This window comes from Streptomyces sp. NPDC057565 (genome assembly GCF_042801455.1).
In the GTDB taxonomy this organism is placed as follows: domain Bacteria; phylum Actinomycetota; class Actinomycetes; order Streptomycetales; family Streptomycetaceae; genus Streptomyces; species Streptomyces yanii.
On sequence record NZ_JBHVFU010000002.1, the window covers coordinates 19,871 to 35,334 of the forward strand.

The window sequence follows — 15,464 nt, forward strand, 5'->3', positions numbered from 1 at the left end:
GGCGCGCAGGGAATACTGGCCGTATGACGGAGACGACGGTCGGCATCGGTGGCGCGGCGGAGAGCACCGACATGGTGCTCAACATCGGGCCGCAGCACCCCTCGACACATGGCGTGCTCCGTCTGCGGATCGTCCTCGACGGCGAGCGGATCCAGCACGCCGAGCCGGTCATCGGCTATATGCACCGCGGTGCGGAAAAGCTTTTCGAGGCGCGCGACTACCGGCAGATCGTGATGCTCGCCAACCGTCACGACTGGCTGTCGGCTTTCTCCAACGAGCTGGGTGTCGTGATGGCTGTCGAGCGGATGCTCGGCATGGAGGTCCCGGAGCGAGCGGTCTGGACACGGACACTCCTCGCCGAGCTGAACCGGGTGCTGAACCACCTGATGTTCCTCGGCTCGTACCCGCTCGAACTGGGCGGCATCACCCCGGTGTTCTACGCCTTCCGGGAACGCGAGGAGCTGCAGGCCGTGATGGAGGAGGTCTCCGGCGGCCGGATGCACTACATGTTCAACCGGGTCGGCGGTCTCAAGGAGGACCTCCCCGCAGGGTGGCTCGGCCGCGCCCGGGACGCCGTCGCCTCGGTCCGCTCACGGATGGACGTGTACGACCGGCTGGTGCTCGGCAACGAGATCTTCCGGGGCCGTACCCGCGGTGTCGGTGTGCTGTCCGCCGAGACCGTGCACGCGTACGGGGTGTCCGGGCCGATCGCCCGCGCCTCCGGGGTCGACTTCGATCTGCGGCGCGACGAGCCGTATCTGGCGTACGGGGAACTGCAGGACACCCTCAAGGTCGTCACCCGCACCGAGGGCGACTGCCTGGCCCGGTTCGAGTGCCTGCTGGAACAGACCCACAACGCGCTGGACCTGGCGGACGCCTGCCTGGACCGGATGGCCGGGCTGGCGCCCGGTCCGATCAACCAGCGGCTGCCCAAGGTGCTGAAGGCCCCCGAGGGCCACACCTACGCCTGGACCGAGAACCCGCTCGGGATCAACGGCTACTACCTGGTGTCCAAGGGCGAGAAGACCCCGTACCGGCTGAAGCTCCGCTCCGCCTCGTACAACAACATCCAGGCGCTCACCGAGCTGCTGCCGGGCACGCTGGTCGCCGACATGGTCGCGATCCTGGGCTCGCTGTTCTTCGTCGTCGGCGACATCGACAAGTAGCTCCTGCCGCCGACACCCCGCGGCAGGGCAGGCCCTAAGGGCTGTCCCGTCATCCCTGGCGGGCGCACGACGCCGGCTACGGCACCTCGCTGCGTTGTCGGAACGCCCGAATACGCCCAGTACGAGGACGCTCCTCCGCCTGGCGATGCACCGCATCCGACGCCGCGCGCTGTTCCGTCAGGGATGACGGGACAGCCCTTAGGAGATCGCGCTGCGCAGCTCCACGACGTCCAGTTGCTCCGTCTCGTCGTGCGCGGTCAGGTCGATGACCTTGCCGACGGCCCGGTTCTGCGCCGCCCCCGTGCGGTGCGCTGCCAGCGCCTCCTCGCCGACCACGTCCGCGAGGTCCTCGTTCTGCACGGACTCGATCGCGACGTGCGCCTTCTGCGTACCGAAGAAGTCGAAGCTGCCCTGCGGCACCGAATGACGGCGGGACGCGGCGTACGGAACGACCGCGCTGGCGGCCGGGACTGCGCGCGGCGCGGGGAGCGCGGTGGACGGGCGGGCCGGGGGCAGGGCGGGCGACAGGCGGCGGTGCTGTTCGGCATCGGCCGCCGCGTGCTTCCCCTTGTACTCCTCCGCCTCCTGGGCGCGCTCCGCGAGATCGCGCTTCCTGGCCTGCTCGGCGGTGCGGCGGGCTTCCTGGAGCGCGGCGTTGCGGGTGAGGTCCTGCAGGGCCTGGGCGGCGCGCGCATACGCGGCCGGTGTCGGCGTGGAGCGGGCGGCGGGCAGCTCCCGGGGCGAGGCGGCTTCGAGCGCGAGCTGCCTGCGTCCCTCCAGCGCGCTGGCCCGCTCGGTCTCGGCGTTGGCGTAACGGCGCAGCAGTGCGGCGTGCTCGCCGCGCAGACCGGCGAGCTCCACACGCTTGCGGCGCAGCTTCGTCTCCAGCCGGACGCGCAGGGCCCGCGACTCCTCCAGGTCGGCCTCGAGCTCCGCGATGCGCTCCTCGGTCTTCCATTCGTCGCTTGCGCGGGCACGCATCAGCTCCGCGACGCGACGGCCGGCCTCCCGGTCCCAGGAGCGCATCAGATACGCACCGGTGACGGCTGCGGCCGCAACGGCGGCGACCAGTCCGCGCAGGACCAGGGGCTCGGCGAGGAGCCAGGCACCCGCAGCACAGACGACCGACGCTCCGGCGACGACCGAGGGCGGAAGGATTCTGTGCAGAGGTGGCGAATGGCGATGACGTCCACGTGGCATGGCCTGAAATTTACCGTGCGTACGGGTCGGTTGGGAGGCCGCCCGGCAATCTGTTCCCCGCCGGTTACCTGACGGGTTACCCGACGGCCTCCGAAGTAGTCCCTTCCTACTTCTTGATCAGACCTTTCGACTGCAGATAGTCCTTGGCCACATCGGCCGGCTTGGCACGCTCGGCGTCGACCTTGCGGTTCAGTTCCGCGAGGTCCTCGGTGGTGAGCGTCTTGGTGAGCTTGCCGAGCGCATCGGCAATGTCCTGCGCTCCGGCGTCCTTGGCATTGAGAACCGGAACGACGTTGTCCGCATTCTGGAGCTTCTTGTCGTCCTCCAGGAACACCAGGTTGTAGCTGTCCAGCACCGCGTCGGTGGTGGTCGTGAGGACCAGCTGGTCCTTGCCGTCCTTGACGGCCTGCTTGGACTGCGGGGTGCCGACTCCCTTCGGGTCGATACCCGTGACATCAATGCCGTACGTCTTCTTCAGACCCGGTGCGCAGAAGGGCCGCACCTCGCACTCGTCACCCGCCGCGATCTTCACCTTCAGCTTGGACGCACCCAGATCCGAAAGGGTCTTGAGCTTGTTCTTGTCGGCGAATTCCTTGGTCACCGCGAACGCGTTCTGGTCGACCGCTTCGCCGTACGGGAGCACCTTCAGTCCGCGCGGGGTGGCGAGCTTCTCCAGCGCGGCGGTGGTGGCCGCCGCGTCACCGGAGGCGACCGGGTTCTTCTCGGCCGTCTTCGCGCCGTTCGCCTTGGCGTTGAGGAATTCGGCGATCGTCGCGGCGTATTCCGGTACGACGTCGATCTCGCCCTTCTCCAGGGACGGCTCGTACAGTTCCCGGTTCTTCACCGTGGTGACCGAGGTGCTGTATCCGGCGTCGCCGAGGATCTGTGCGTACAGCTCGGCGAGCACCTTGGACTCGGTGAAGGCCGCGGCGCCGACGACGAGCGAGCCCTTCTTCCCCGAGTCACCGGACGCGGCGGAGCCGCCCTTGTCCTTCTCCAGGCTGTCGCCGCCGCAGGCGGCGAGCGAGCCGGCCAGTGCGACCATGCCGATGACCGCGCCCGCTATGCGCGAGGTCTTGCTCATGATGTTCTCCGTCCACAGCAACAGGGCTGATTACGAGTTGTGTCGGGCAATCGGATGGGTCAGGCGGTCCGGCGGCGGCGGAGCGGCGACAGAGCCCGGTCCAGCCCCACCAGCACGGCCTCCACCGCCAGGGCGAGCGCGGCGACGAGCAGCGCACCGGCGACCACCTGCGGTGTGTTGTACGTGTTGAAGCCGGCGGTGATGATGCGGCCGAGCCCGCCCTGACCGACCATGGCGGCGATCGTCGCCGTGGCGATCACCTGGACCGCCGCCGAGCGCAGACCGGTCATGATCATCGGGTAGGCGAGCGGGAGCTCGACCCGCACGAAGAGCTGGCCGCCCGACATCCCCATGCCGCGCGCCGCCTCGACCACCGACCGGTCCACCTCCGTCATCCCGACATAGGCGTTGGTCAGCAGCGGCGGCACGGCGAACAGGACCAGCGCGATGATCGTCGGCACATAACCGGCGTTGCGCAGCGGCGACACCATGAACAGGGCCAGCACCGCGAAGACCGGGATCGCCCGCCCCACGTTGGAGAGGTTCACGGCCAGTGCGCCGCCCTTCCCGATGTGCCCCAGGTACAGGGCGACCGGCAGCGCGATCGCGGCGGCCAGCACGAGCGACACCCCGCTGACGTACAGATGCTCGCCGAGCCGGTGCCCAGCCCCGCTCTCCCCCGACCAGTTGGCGCCGGTGGTCAGCCAGGTCCAGGCCTCGCCGAGTACTCCCATGGGTCAGACCGCCTTCACCTTGGCGACCACACCCACGGCGTCGCGCGTCGTGCGTATGCGGGTCCAGGGGGTCAGCAGCCGTTGCACCCCGAGCAGCAGCAGGTCCGCGACCACCGCGAGCAGCACGCAGAGCACCGAAGCGGTGAGCACCTGCGCCTTGAAGAAGCTCGGCAGGGCGTCCTCGATGAGGTTGCCGAGGCCGCCTCTGCCGACGATCGAGCCGACCGTGGTGAGCGCGATGGTGGAGACGGTGGCGATCCGGACCCCGGCCATCACCGCGGGCAGGGCGAGCGGGAGTTCGACCTCCCACAGGAGTCGGCCCGGCCCGTATCCCATGCCCTTCGCGGCGTCCTTCGCCTCCTGCGGCACGGCTTCGAGCCCGGCCAGGATGTTCCGTACGAGAATGGTGAGCGAATACAGCACCAGACCGGTGACGACCAGCGCGGCCGAGAGCCCGAACAGCGGCAGCAGCAGCGAGAACATCGCCAGCGACGGCACGGTGTAGAGCACCGTCGTCAGTCCGAGCACCGGTCCCGCGATGCGCCGGCTGCGGCGCGCGAGCAGCGCCAGCGGAAATGCCACCAGGAGCCCGATCACCACCGAGACAGCGGTGATCCAGATGTGCTGAACGGTCGCATCGGTCAACTCCTGGCTACGGGAACGGAGATACTCACCGCAGATCCAGTCGTTCGTCACCAGGCAGTTCTGTCCGGCCATCCGTCCCCCACCTCCCGTTCGCCGGTCCGTACCGATGTCTGGCGACCCTATCCCCGACCACTGACAATCGCCGAGGCCGTTGTATTCCAGCAACATGTCCTTCACAGAGCACGCGCCACAATGGGGAACCATGATCCGTTTCGAGCACGTCACCAAGCGGTACGCCGACGGCACGACCGCAGTCGACGACCTTTCCTTCGAAGTGGCCGAGGGTGAACTGGTCACGCTCGTAGGGCCGTCCGGCTGCGGCAAGACCACCACCATGAAGATGGTGAACCGGCTGATCGAGCCGACCGAGGGGCGGATATTCCTCGACGGGGACGACATATCGGCCATCGACCCCGTCCGGCTCCGCCGCCGTATCGGCTATGTGATCCAGCAGGTCGGACTGTTTCCGCACAAGACGGTGCTGGAGAACACCGCGACGGTTCCTCATCTCCTGGGCTGGAAGCGGGGAAAGGGCCGCGAACGCGCCGCCGAACTCCTGGATCTCGTCGGACTTGACCCTTCCGTTTATGGCGACCGATATCCGGACCAGCTCTCCGGTGGTCAACGCCAACGCGTGGGAGTGGCAAGGGCGCTGGCCGCTGATCCACCGGTACTGCTGATGGACGAGCCTTTCGGCGCGGTCGACCCGGTGGTCCGTGAACGGCTGCAGAACGAATTCCTCAAACTCCAGGCCCAGGTCCGGAAAACCGTGTTGTTCGTCACGCACGACATCGAGGAAGCCGTCCGGCTCGGCGACCGCATCGCCGTCTACGGTCAGGGCTCCATCGAGCAGTTCGACTCCCCCGCGACCGTGCTCGGTGCCCCCGCCACCCCGTACGTCGCGGACTTCGTCGGCGCCGACCGCGGCCTCAAGCGGCTCTCCGTGACCCCCATCGAGGAGAGCGACCTCGACCAGCCGCCCGTCGTCCATCTGGACGACCCGATCTCCCGGGCGACCGAGCGGCTGCGTGCCCAGGGCGCGCGCTGGGCCGTCGTCCTGGACGCCGACGACCATCTGCACGGCTGGATCCCGGCCGGCACCGCCCTCGCCGACGCCGAGGGCACGGTCCGCGAACACGCCCGCCGCATGGAGGCGTGGCTCCCCGTCGGCGCCCCGCTCAAGCAGGCGTTCGCCACGATGCTGCAGCACGACGCGGGCTGGATCGCGGTCATCGACAAGGAGAGCTCCGGCCGGTTCCTCGGGGTGCTCACCCCTGCCCGCCTCCATGAGGCGCTGCGCCGCTCGATCGACGCGGACGCCCAGGACCTGCCGCGCGCCGACGTGAACGTGGAGACGGTGGCCCGGGCGGGCTCGATCTGAACCGGGGGCATGCGCCCGGCATCTCCACCGGCCTGCCGCACCCGGTCAGTTCTCGCTCAGCCGACTGCTCATCCACTCCAGCGCCGAAGGGATCTCCCGCCGCCAGGTGTTGAAGTTGTGCCCGCCGCTGTCCAGCACGATCGAGGAGACCTGGGCGGGCGCCTTCACCTTCGAGATGAACTTCCGCGTACTCCTGTAATTCCCCTCGCCCTGCCGTGACGTCGTCACCAGGAACGACGAGTCGGGCTGGGGCAGATGGTCCAGGCTCCACAGCAGGTTCGCGCGCTCGCGCTCCGCCCGGTTCCCGTGGAAGAGATCACCGGTCGTCGGGTCCTCGGCCGCCTTGTAGTACGCGGACAGACCGGCGCTCGCCGCGAATCTGTCCGGGTGGTGCAGACCGATCTTCAGTGCGCAGTACCCGCCGGTCGAGTTGCCGATGATGCCCCAGTTCCGTGCCCGCTTCCCGATCCGGTACGAGTCCGAGACCGCCTGGGGCAGGTCCTTCGCGAAGAAGGTCTCGGTCTGCGGCCCGCCCGCTATGTCCACGCACTCGGTGTCCCGCGGCGGGGCGACCGTGGGCCTCAGCAGCACCAGGATCATCGGCTGTGCCCGTCCGGCTTTCACCCGATCGAGTGCGGTGCGTGGATACTCGAGCCTCTTCAGGAGGTTCTCCGCGGTGCCCGGATAGCCGGTGAGGACGACGACCGCGGGGAACTGCCGGTGGGCGTACTCCGGCCGGAAGTACTCCGGCGGAAGATACACGTACGCCGAACTCTCGATCTTCGACCGCCGCCCCGCGATGACGACCTTGTCGATCCGGCCGCCCGCCGTGGGGTGCGAACCACCGGGAACGTCCGGCTGCTGTATCCCGACCCGGACGATGTTCTTCGATGCCAGGGTCCCCGCCGCCCCGTCCGTAACGACGCCCAGTTCCTGCTGCCCGCCGAAGAGGTCGGCCCAGGAGCCGTAGAACAGAAAGGAGTTGTTGGCCATCAGGCCGACCGAGGCGAAGACCATCACCTGGGTCGCCAGCAGCAGGCCGACGCGGCCGAACACCGCGGGCACACTGCGGCGCGCCAGTCTCGGCCAGATCAAGACCGTGGCAGCGAACAGTACGACGGCCGGCACAGTGGACAGCGTCAGAACTGCCTTGCTGGTGAGCCCCATGGTTGAGTGAGCTTTCTTGTCAGGAATTTTCCGGGATGCGGGTGAACCCACCGCCCGGAAGCCTCGTCCTAGAGGTCGCACATCGTCCGGACCGGCTCGGCCGACGGACTCAAGAATCTCTCGCGGAGCCACGGGAAGCGATGTCTATCACGCTAGATGGGGATAAATCAGGATCGGTTCCGAATGCTGTACGCAAGTTCGTACGCGGACCGCGCCCCGAATCCGTACCGGCGCTCGTCGGCGCCTCCTGCACCCTCGTCGGTCTGATCGACGTCGCCGCAGGGGTGTTCCCGCGCTTCCGGCACAGCCGGATGCACACGCTCGCCGAAGTCCTTCCAGGAGCCCTCGGCCCCTTCGCCGCCGCGCTGTCGCTGAGCGCAGGCGTCCTGCTGCTACTCCTCGCCCACGGCCTCAAGCGGCACAAACGGCGGGCCTGGCGCGCCGCCGTGGTCCTGCTGCCGGCAGGCGCGGCAGCGCAGTTCGTCTACCGGCACTCGGTCCTCGGCGCCCTCGTCTCCCTCACGCTCTGCTATCTGCTGGTCCGTCACCGGAGTGAATTCGCCGCGCTCCCCGACCCGCGCAGCCGATGGAGGGCGCTGGCCAACTTCGTTCTCCTCGGGGCGGGTTCGCTCGGCCTGGGACTGATCATCGTCTCCGTTCACCCCGGCCACGTCGTGGGCAACCCCTCCATCGCCGACCGTCTCCAGCACGTCCTGTACGGACTCTTCGGCTTCGAGGGGCCCGTCGAGTACGCCGGAGTCACCTCCTGGACCGTGGCGTACTCGCTCGGCGCACTCGGTCTGCTGACCGCCGTCACCACCATCTACCTCGCGTTCCGCCCCGAACATCCGGCCGCCAGGCTCACCGAGGAGGACGAGGTCCGGCTGCGGGCCCTCCTCGACAAGCACGGCGGCCGCGACTCGCTCGGCCACTTCGCGCTCCGTCGCGACAAGGGCGTCGTCTTCTCCCCCAGCGGCAAGGCCGCCGTCTGCTACCGCGTGGTGTCCGGGGTGATGCTGGCCAGCGGCGACCCGATCGGCGACGTGGAGGCCTGGCCGGGCGCCATCGAACGCTTCATGGACGAGGCCAAGGCGCACTCCTGGACCCCCGCGGTGATGGGCTGCAGTGAGACGGGCGGCGAGGTCTGGACCCGCGAGACCGGGCTCGACGCGCTGGAGCTCGGCGACGAGGCGGTGGTGGATGTCGCGGATTTCTCACTCGCCGGGCGCGCCATGCGCAACGTGCGCCAGATGGTGAAGCGCATTGAGCGCAACGGTTACGAGACCCGCGTGCGGCGCGTCCGCGACATCGGCGAGACCGAGCTGGCCCGCATCCGGCGGGCCGCCGCCGACTGGCGCGGCACCGATACCGAGCGCGGCTTCTCCATGGCGCTCGGCCGGATCGGCGACCCGGCCGACGGCGACTGCATCATCGCCACCGCCCACAAGGCCGACGAGCACACCGCCGACTCCCCGTACGGCGATCTCAAGGCCGTGCTCCACTTCGTTCCGTGGGGCACGGACGGCATGTCCCTGGAGCTCATGCGCCGCGACCGCGCCGCCGACCCCGGGATGAACGAGCTGCTGATCGTCGCCTCCCTGCACGACGCGCCCCGGCTCGGCATCGAACGTGTCTCGCTGAATTTCGCGATGTTCCGCTCGGCGCTCGCCCGCGGCGAGAAACTGGGCGCGGGCCCGGTGCTGCGGGGCTGGCGCGGGCTGCTGATCTTCCTGTCGCGCTGGTTCCAGATCGAGTCGCTGTACAAGTTCAACGCCAAGTTCCGGCCCCGCTGGGAGCCCCGCTTCGTCGTCTATCGCACCAGCCGCGACCTGCCCCGCATCTCGTTCGCCGCGATGCAGGCCGAGGGCTTCGTCAACGTCGGCCTGCCCCGTCCGTTCGCCCGCCGGTTCCCGGCCTCCCGGCCCCGTCCCTGCGCCCACGCAACGGGTCCCGGACCGGAGCACGGTCCCAGCGCGGCGTAACACCGCTCCGTACGGGCCTACGCTGGTCGCATGAGTACGTTGCGTGGACGAGGCACGGTCCAGGGCCTGCCGGAGTGGGACCGCTGTGCGGTCATGGGTGTCGTCAATGTGACCCCCGACTCCTTCTCCGACGGAGGCCGCTGGTTCGACACCACGGCTGCGATCAAGCACGGCCTCGACCTGGTCGCCGCAGGCGCCGACCTGGTCGATGTCGGCGGCGAGTCGACCCGTCCCGGCGCCAGCCGGGTGGACGAGGCCGAGGAGCTGCGGCGCGTGATCCCGGTCGTCCGGGGGCTGGCCCAGGAAGGCGTCACGGTCTCCGTGGACACCATGCGGGCCCGGGTCGCGGAACAGTCCGTCGCCGCAGGTGCGGCCCTGGTCAACGATGTGAGCGGCGGGCTCGCCGACCCGGACATGATCCCGGTCGTCGCCGCCGCCGGAGCGCCGTTCGTGGTCATGCACTGGCGTGGCTTCAGCGAGTCGATGAACAGCCGTGCGGTGTACGAGGACGTCGTCGCCGAGGTCGTCGCGGAGCTGCGGACGCGGATGGACGCGGTGGTCGCGGGCGGCGTCGCCCCCGAACGGATCGTGGTCGACCCCGGCCTGGGCTTCGCCAAGGACGCCGCCCACGATCTCTCCCTCGTCGCCCATCTCGACGAGCTGCGCGCGCTGGGCCGCCCCCTGCTGGTCGCCGCCTCCCGCAAACGGTTCCTCGGTCATGTGCTGGCCGGTGAGGGCGCCGCACCACCGCCCGCCCGGGAACGGGACGCGGCCACCGCCGCAATCTCCGCCCTCTCCGCCCAGGCGGGCGCCTGGGCCGTCCGGGTCCACGAGGTCCGGGCGACCGCCGACGCCGTCCGGGTCGCCCGCGCCGTCGAGGGAGCCGCGTGAGCGACGACCAGGAACAGGTGGCCGCCGACATCGCGGCGGTCGAACAGGCCAACACCGCCTTCTACGAGGCGATGGAACGCGGCGACCTGGACGCGCTCTCCGGGCTCTGGCTGCCCGGCGAGAACCTCACGATCTCCTGCGTCCACCCCGGCTGGCCGGTGCTCAGCGGACGCGGCGAGGTACTGCGCAGTTACGCCCTGATCATGGCGAACACCGAATACATCCAGTTCTTCCTGACCGATGTCGGGGTCTCGATGACCGGGGACACGGCCCTGGTCACCTGCACCGAGAACATCCTCAGCGGCGGCCCCGCGGAGGACGGCGGCGAGCTCGGACCGCTGGTCGGCCAACTCGTCGTCGCCACCAATGTGTTCCGCCGCACCGAGGACGGCTGGAAGCTCTGGTCCCATCACGGGTCCCCGGTACTGACCGAGTCCGAGGACGAGGACGAGGACGAGTCGCCCTCCTGACCCCCTTGCGGGGGCGCGCTCCCGGGCGGATACGCCCCCGAGGGGATTGGACTCCGGGCTGCGGGGTAGGGGACGCGCCTACCAGCCCCGCACGGTCCCGTCCATAGCCCCCACGGGCGAGCACTGTCCGCGCTCGCAGGTAGATTCGAAACAGGGCACCTTGCCGTCCGCACGCGGCCCCGTGTCTCTACGACCAACAAGAGCAGGAGTGATTCGCGTGGATCGTGTCGCGCTGCGCGGCCTCAAGGCCCGTGGGAACCATGGCGTCTTTCCCCGGGAACGGGAAGAGGGCCAGACCTTCATCGTCGACCTGGTTCTCGGCCTCGACACCCGCCCCGCGGCAGCCGCCGACGACCTGGCCAAGACGGTGCACTACGGCGTGGTCGCCGAGGAGGTCGTCGACATCGTGCAGGGAGAGCCGGTCGATCTGATCGAGACACTGGCGGAGCGCATCGCCCAGAAGTGCCTGGGACACGAAGGCGTCGAGGAGGTCGAGGTCGTCGTGCACAAGCCGGATGCGCCGATCACCGTCCCGTTCGACGATGTGACCATCACCATCACCCGGAGCCGAGCATGACTGCATTTTCTACCGAGGGGCAGAGCGACCCGACCGTACAGCCGGTGCCCGCCTCCGTGGTCGAGCAGGTCGACGCGGCGGACGTCACCCTCTCCAACCCCAAACCGGCCGTGATCTCGCTCGGCTCCAACCTCGGCAACCGCCTGGAGACCCTCCAGGGCGCCATCGACGCCCTGGAGGACACCCCCGGCCTCCGGGTCAAGGCGGTTTCCCCGGTGTACGAGACGGAGCCGTGGGGTGTCGCCCCCGGCTCCCAGCCGTCGTACTTCAACGCGGTGATCATCGTGAAGACGACGCTGCCCCCGTCCTCCCTCCTGGAACGCGGCCAGGCCATCGAGGAGGCCTTCGACCGCGTCCGCGAGGAGCGCTGGGGCCCGCGCACCATCGACGTGGACATCGTGGCGTACGCGGATGTGGTCTCCGACGACCCGGCGCTGACCCTTCCCCACCCCCGGGCCCACGAGCGGGCCTTCGTGCTCGCCCCGTGGCACGACATCGACCCCGAGGCGCAGCTGCCCGGCCACGGCCCGGTGGCGGAGCTGCTCGGCACGATCGGCCGCGGCGGCGTACACCCCCGGGCCGATCTGGAACTCCGCCTGCCCGAGTAGTCGTTAGGCTCAGGGCAGGTCAGCACAGGACACAGAACAGACAGCCGGACAGACGGGCGGACAGCCCGGTCGGCCGGCGGCGAAGGGCGGCTTTCTCGGTGAAGCAACTACGGCTCGGGGTACTGGCCGGACTCTTCGCCGCGGCCGGCGTGCTGTCCTGGGGCGGTGCCCGCCTCTGGGACTCCCTCGGGACCCTGCCGAGCGTGCCCCTCGCCGCGCCCATCGTGCTCGCGGTGATCGCCGTCATCCTGCTCGCGACGGCGCTCTCCATCCGCTCCCGGCTGCGCGCGCAGCGCGAGCGCCGCCCGGGCGCGAAGGGTGTCGAGCCGCTGATGGCCGCCCGCGCCGTGGTCTTCGGCCAGGCCAGCGCCCTGGTCGTGTCGCTGGTCGCCGGCCTGTACGGCGGTACCGGGGTCTTCCTGCTTGGCTCGCTCGACATCCCGGCCCGCCGCGACCAGGCGATCTACGCCGGTTTCGCGGTGCTGGCCGGGATCGGGGTGGTCGCCGCCGCCTTGTTCCTGGAGCGCGTGTGCAAGCTCCCGGAGGACAAGGACGACGACAAGAGCGCCGCCTCCGCCTGACGCTCCGACCCCGCCCGGCCCACCGGCACCGCCTCCGGCCCTCAGCGGGCCATGATCAGGCTCATCGCCTCGGCGCGCGTCGCGGGGTCGCGGAGCTGGCCACGTACCGCCGAGGTCAGCGTCTTCGCCCCGGGCTTGCGGATGCCGCGCATCGACATGCACATGTGCTCGCACTCGACGACGACAATGGCTCCGCGCGGCTCCAGGATCCTCATCAGTGAGTCGGCGATCTGCGTGGTCAGCCGCTCCTGGACCTGCGGGCGCCGCGCGTAGACGTCGACCAGCCGGGCCAGCTTCGACAGGCCGGTGATCTTGCCGGTGGTGGCCGGGATGTACCCGACATGCGCGACTCCACGGAACGGCACCAGGTGGTGCTCGCAGGTCGAGAACACCTCGATGTCCTTGACCAGCACCATCTCGTCGTGGCCGAGGTCGAACGTGGTCGTCAGGACGTCCTCGGGCTGCTGGCTCAGACCCGCGAATATCTCCTTGTACGCCCGCGCCACCCGTCCCGGTGTCTCACGCAGCCCCTCACGGTCCGGGTCCTCCCCGACGGCGAGGAGAAGCTCACGCACTGCGGCCTCGGCCCGCTTCTCGTCGAACTCACCGATCGAACCCTGGCCGTCCAGCGTCACCGGGTCGGTCATCTGTGCCTCGTTCCTTGAGCTGTCACCTGCGCGGACATCGCGCAGACATACAAAAGCCGCGCCCCCACAGGCTAAAACCTGGGGGGCGCGGCATCCATTCCGGGTCTGTGGAGCCCCGTGACAGGGGCCACACCGGCGTCCGCACTAGCTCTCGGGACGGTCCTCAGGGATCGCCTCGGTGGCCGCGGCGGTGTCCGTCGGGGTCGACCCGTTGGCCGTGGTGACCCCGTTGGTGAGGGCGAGCTCCTTCGGCGACAGTACCGGCGGCCGCGTCGACGGCGTACGCCGTGCGGAGCCGGTCCACGCCGGGCGGGCCGGACGCTTCACGATTCCGGCGAAGATCTCGGCGATCTGCTCCTTGCCGAGGGTCTCCTTCTCCAGCAGCTGGAGAACCAGGTTGTCGAGAACGTCGCGGTTCTCGACGAGGATCTCCCACGCCTCGTTGTGCGCGGTCTCGATGAGCTTCTTGACCTCTTCGTCGACGAGCGCCGCGACCTCTTCCGAGTAGTCGCGCTGGTGGCCCATCTCCCGGCCCAGGAAGGGCTCGGTGTTGTCGCCGCCGAACTTGATCGCGCCGAGCCGCTCCGTCATGCCGTACTGCGTGACCATCGCGCGGGCCGTGGCACTGGCCTTCTCGATGTCGTTCGCAGCGCCGGTGGTCGGGTCGTGGAAGACCAGCTCCTCGGCCGCGCGCCCGCCCAGCATGTAGGCCAGCTGGTCGAGCATCTCGTTGCGCGTCGTGGAGTACTTGTCCTCCTCCGGCAGCACCATCGTGTAACCGAGGGCGCGGCCGCGGGAGAGGATCGTGATCTTGTGCACCGGGTCCGAGTTGGGGGAAGCCGCCGCGACCAGGGCGTGTCCGCCCTCGTGGTACGCGGTGATCTTCTTCTCCTTGTCGGACATGATCCGGGTCCGCTTCTGCGGGCCCGCCACGACGCGGTCGATCGCCTCGTCCAGCATCTCGTTGTCGATCAGCTTCTTGTTGCTGCGCGCCGTGAGGAGCGCCGCTTCGTTCAGCACGTTCGACAGGTCGGCACCGGTGAAACCGGGCGTACGACGGGCCACGGCGCCGAGATCGACGTCCGGGGCGACCGGCTTGCCCTTCTGGTGCACCTTGAGGATTTCGAGACGGCCCTGCATGTCCGGCCGGTCGACCGCGATCTGCCGGTCGAAACGGCCCGGGCGCAGCAGCGCCGGGTCGAGGATGTCCGGCCGGTTCGTGGCGGCGATCAGGATGACGCCGCCCTTCACGTCGAAGCCGTCCATCTCGACGAGCAGCTGGTTCAGGGTCTGCTCACGCTCGTCGTGACCACCGCCGAGACCCGCACCACGGTGCCGGCCGACGGCGTCGATCTCGTCGACGAAGACGATCGCCGGGGCGTTCGCCTTGGCCTGCTCGAACAGGTCACGGACCCGGGAGGCACCGACACCGACGAACATCTCGACGAAGTCGGAACCGGAGATCGAGTAGAACGGGACGCCGGCCTCGCCCGCGACGGCGCGTGCGAGGAGCGTCTTGCCCGTACCGGGAGGCCCGTACAGCAGGACGCCCTTGGGGATCTTCGCGCCGACGGCCTGGAACTTCGCCGGCTCCTGGAGGAACTCCTTGATCTCGTGGAGCTCCTCGACGGCCTCGTCGGACCCGGCCACATCGGCGAAGGTCGTCTTCGGGGTGTCCTTGGTGATCAGCTTGGCCTTGGACTTGCCGAACTGCATGACCTTGGAGCCGCCGCCCTGCATCTGATTCATCAGGAACAGGAAGACGACCACGATCAGGACGAAGGGCAGCAGCGAGAGAAGGATCGAGAGGAACGGGGACTGCTTCGACGGCGAGACGGTGTAACCCTTCTCGATGTCACCGCTCTCGAACTTCTTCTGCAGCGTGTCGGCGAGCTGGACACCCTGGTCACCGATGTAGCTCGCCTGGAACTTGCTGCCGGACTCGCCCGAGAGTTTCTGGCCGTCCTTCAGCTCGATCTTGAGGATTTGTTCGTCGCCGGTGGTCAGCTTGGCCTGCTCCACCTGGTTCCTGCTGATCGCCTGGATCACCTTGCCGGTGTCCACCGTCTTGTAGCCGCCCGACGAGCCGACGACCTGCATCAACACGACCACGGCGAGGACGGCCAGCACGATCCACATGACCGGCCCACGGAAGTATCGCTTCACGTCCATCCATACGGAGCGAAGTCGCCCCGTCCCTCCTGCCCGTAGGTAAATGCTGCTGTGAGAAAAGACTGTTCTTCGGACGGTACCCCAGCATTGTCGCCTGCGACCGCCTGAGCCGTCTGTCAAACCCGCCTTCAAAGGCTCCAACGCCGGGGACCCGTCAGG

15 protein-coding genes are annotated in these 15,464 nt (G+C 69.1%); 8 read left to right on the top strand and 7 right to left on the bottom strand.

The annotated features are described in order from the left end of the window. Window positions 1-23: 23 nt before the first annotated feature. Window positions 24-1,166: an NADH-quinone oxidoreductase subunit D gene (locus ACFU8W_RS04115; protein ID WP_327245706.1), complete on the top strand. Its 1,143-nt coding sequence runs from the start codon at window positions 24-26 to the stop codon at window positions 1,164-1,166. A 198-nt stretch (window positions 1,167-1,364) separates the two neighbouring features. On the opposite strand, the gene ACFU8W_RS04120 is transcribed toward ACFU8W_RS04115, so the two are convergent. The 4 genes from ACFU8W_RS04120 to ACFU8W_RS04135 form a co-directional block, all read right to left on the bottom strand. Beyond that, window positions 1,365-2,366 carry a hypothetical protein gene (locus ACFU8W_RS04120; RefSeq protein ID WP_384032109.1) on the bottom strand — a complete coding sequence of 334 codons (1,002 nt, stop codon included), beginning with the start codon at window positions 2,364-2,366 and terminating at the stop codon, window positions 1,365-1,367. A 106-nt stretch (window positions 2,367-2,472) separates the two neighbouring features. After that, window positions 2,473-3,450, bottom strand: a complete 978-nt coding sequence (locus ACFU8W_RS04125) for an ABC transporter substrate-binding protein (RefSeq protein ID WP_345517483.1) — start codon at window positions 3,448-3,450, stop codon at window positions 2,473-2,475. A 59-nt stretch (window positions 3,451-3,509) separates the two neighbouring features. Continuing rightward, window positions 3,510-4,184, bottom strand: coding sequence for an ABC transporter permease (locus ACFU8W_RS04130; protein WP_384032112.1), 675 nt, complete (start codon window positions 4,182-4,184; stop codon window positions 3,510-3,512). 3 nt (window positions 4,185-4,187) lie between these two features. Then, window positions 4,188-4,901 (bottom strand): ABC transporter permease, encoded by a 714-nt coding sequence (locus ACFU8W_RS04135; RefSeq protein ID WP_384032114.1) that lies wholly within the window; start codon window positions 4,899-4,901, stop codon window positions 4,188-4,190. A 130-nt stretch (window positions 4,902-5,031) separates the two neighbouring features. Here ACFU8W_RS04135 and ACFU8W_RS04140 point away from each other — a divergent pair, with 130 nt between their 5' ends. Further along, window positions 5,032-6,210 carry a betaine/proline/choline family ABC transporter ATP-binding protein gene (locus tag ACFU8W_RS04140; RefSeq protein WP_384032116.1) on the top strand — a complete coding sequence of 393 codons (1,179 nt, stop codon included), beginning with the start codon at window positions 5,032-5,034 and terminating at the stop codon, window positions 6,208-6,210. Window positions 6,211-6,255: 45 nt separating this feature from the next. On the opposite strand, the gene ACFU8W_RS04145 is transcribed toward ACFU8W_RS04140, so the two are convergent. After that, on the bottom strand, window positions 6,256-7,377 hold the full coding sequence (locus ACFU8W_RS04145; protein ID WP_384032118.1) for an alpha/beta hydrolase: 1,122 nt from the start codon (window positions 7,375-7,377) through the stop codon (window positions 6,256-6,258). A 140-nt stretch (window positions 7,378-7,517) separates the two neighbouring features. On the opposite strand from ACFU8W_RS04145, the gene ACFU8W_RS04150 reads away from it, so the two are divergent. The 6 genes from ACFU8W_RS04150 (at window position 7,518) to ACFU8W_RS04175 (ending at window position 12,486) form a co-directional block, all read left to right on the top strand. Further along, a complete protein-coding gene (locus ACFU8W_RS04150; RefSeq protein WP_384032120.1) occupies window positions 7,518-9,359 on the top strand; it encodes a phosphatidylglycerol lysyltransferase domain-containing protein in 1,842 nt (613 codons plus the stop codon). Between the two features lie 93 nt (window positions 9,360-9,452). Beyond that, window positions 9,453-10,250 (top strand): dihydropteroate synthase, encoded by a 798-nt coding sequence (gene folP / locus ACFU8W_RS04155; protein ID WP_384032964.1) that lies wholly within the window; start codon window positions 9,453-9,455, stop codon window positions 10,248-10,250. After that, on the top strand, window positions 10,247-10,720 hold the full coding sequence (locus tag ACFU8W_RS04160) for a nuclear transport factor 2 family protein (RefSeq protein ID WP_345517477.1): 474 nt from the start codon (window positions 10,247-10,249) through the stop codon (window positions 10,718-10,720). The genes folP and ACFU8W_RS04160 overlap by 4 nt, the downstream gene beginning before the upstream one ends. Window positions 10,721-10,937: 217 nt before the next feature. Continuing rightward, window positions 10,938-11,297 (top strand): dihydroneopterin aldolase, encoded by a 360-nt coding sequence (gene folB / locus ACFU8W_RS04165; protein ID WP_345517476.1) that lies wholly within the window; start codon window positions 10,938-10,940, stop codon window positions 11,295-11,297. Continuing rightward, the gene (folK, locus tag ACFU8W_RS04170; protein ID WP_384032123.1) at window positions 11,294-11,905 is read left to right on the top strand and encodes a 2-amino-4-hydroxy-6-hydroxymethyldihydropteridine diphosphokinase; all 612 of its coding nucleotides are present in this window, start codon (window positions 11,294-11,296) and stop codon (window positions 11,903-11,905) included. The genes folB and folK overlap by 4 nt, the downstream gene beginning before the upstream one ends. 98 nt (window positions 11,906-12,003) lie before the next feature. Further along, window positions 12,004-12,486 carry a DUF3180 domain-containing protein gene (locus tag ACFU8W_RS04175; protein ID WP_345517474.1) on the top strand — a complete coding sequence of 161 codons (483 nt, stop codon included), beginning with the start codon at window positions 12,004-12,006 and terminating at the stop codon, window positions 12,484-12,486. 41 nt (window positions 12,487-12,527) lie between these two features. Here the strand turns inward: ACFU8W_RS04175 and folE are convergent, their stop codons facing one another. Together folE and ftsH are read right to left on the bottom strand one after the other, a co-directional pair. Continuing rightward, window positions 12,528-13,133 (bottom strand): GTP cyclohydrolase I FolE, encoded by a 606-nt coding sequence (gene folE / locus ACFU8W_RS04180; protein ID WP_266984337.1) that lies wholly within the window; start codon window positions 13,131-13,133, stop codon window positions 12,528-12,530. A gap of 144 nt (window positions 13,134-13,277) precedes the next feature. Further along, a complete protein-coding gene (ftsH, locus tag ACFU8W_RS04185) occupies window positions 13,278-15,305 on the bottom strand; it encodes an ATP-dependent zinc metalloprotease FtsH (RefSeq protein ID WP_384032125.1) in 2,028 nt (675 codons plus the stop codon). Window positions 15,306-15,464 lie beyond the last annotated feature (159 nt).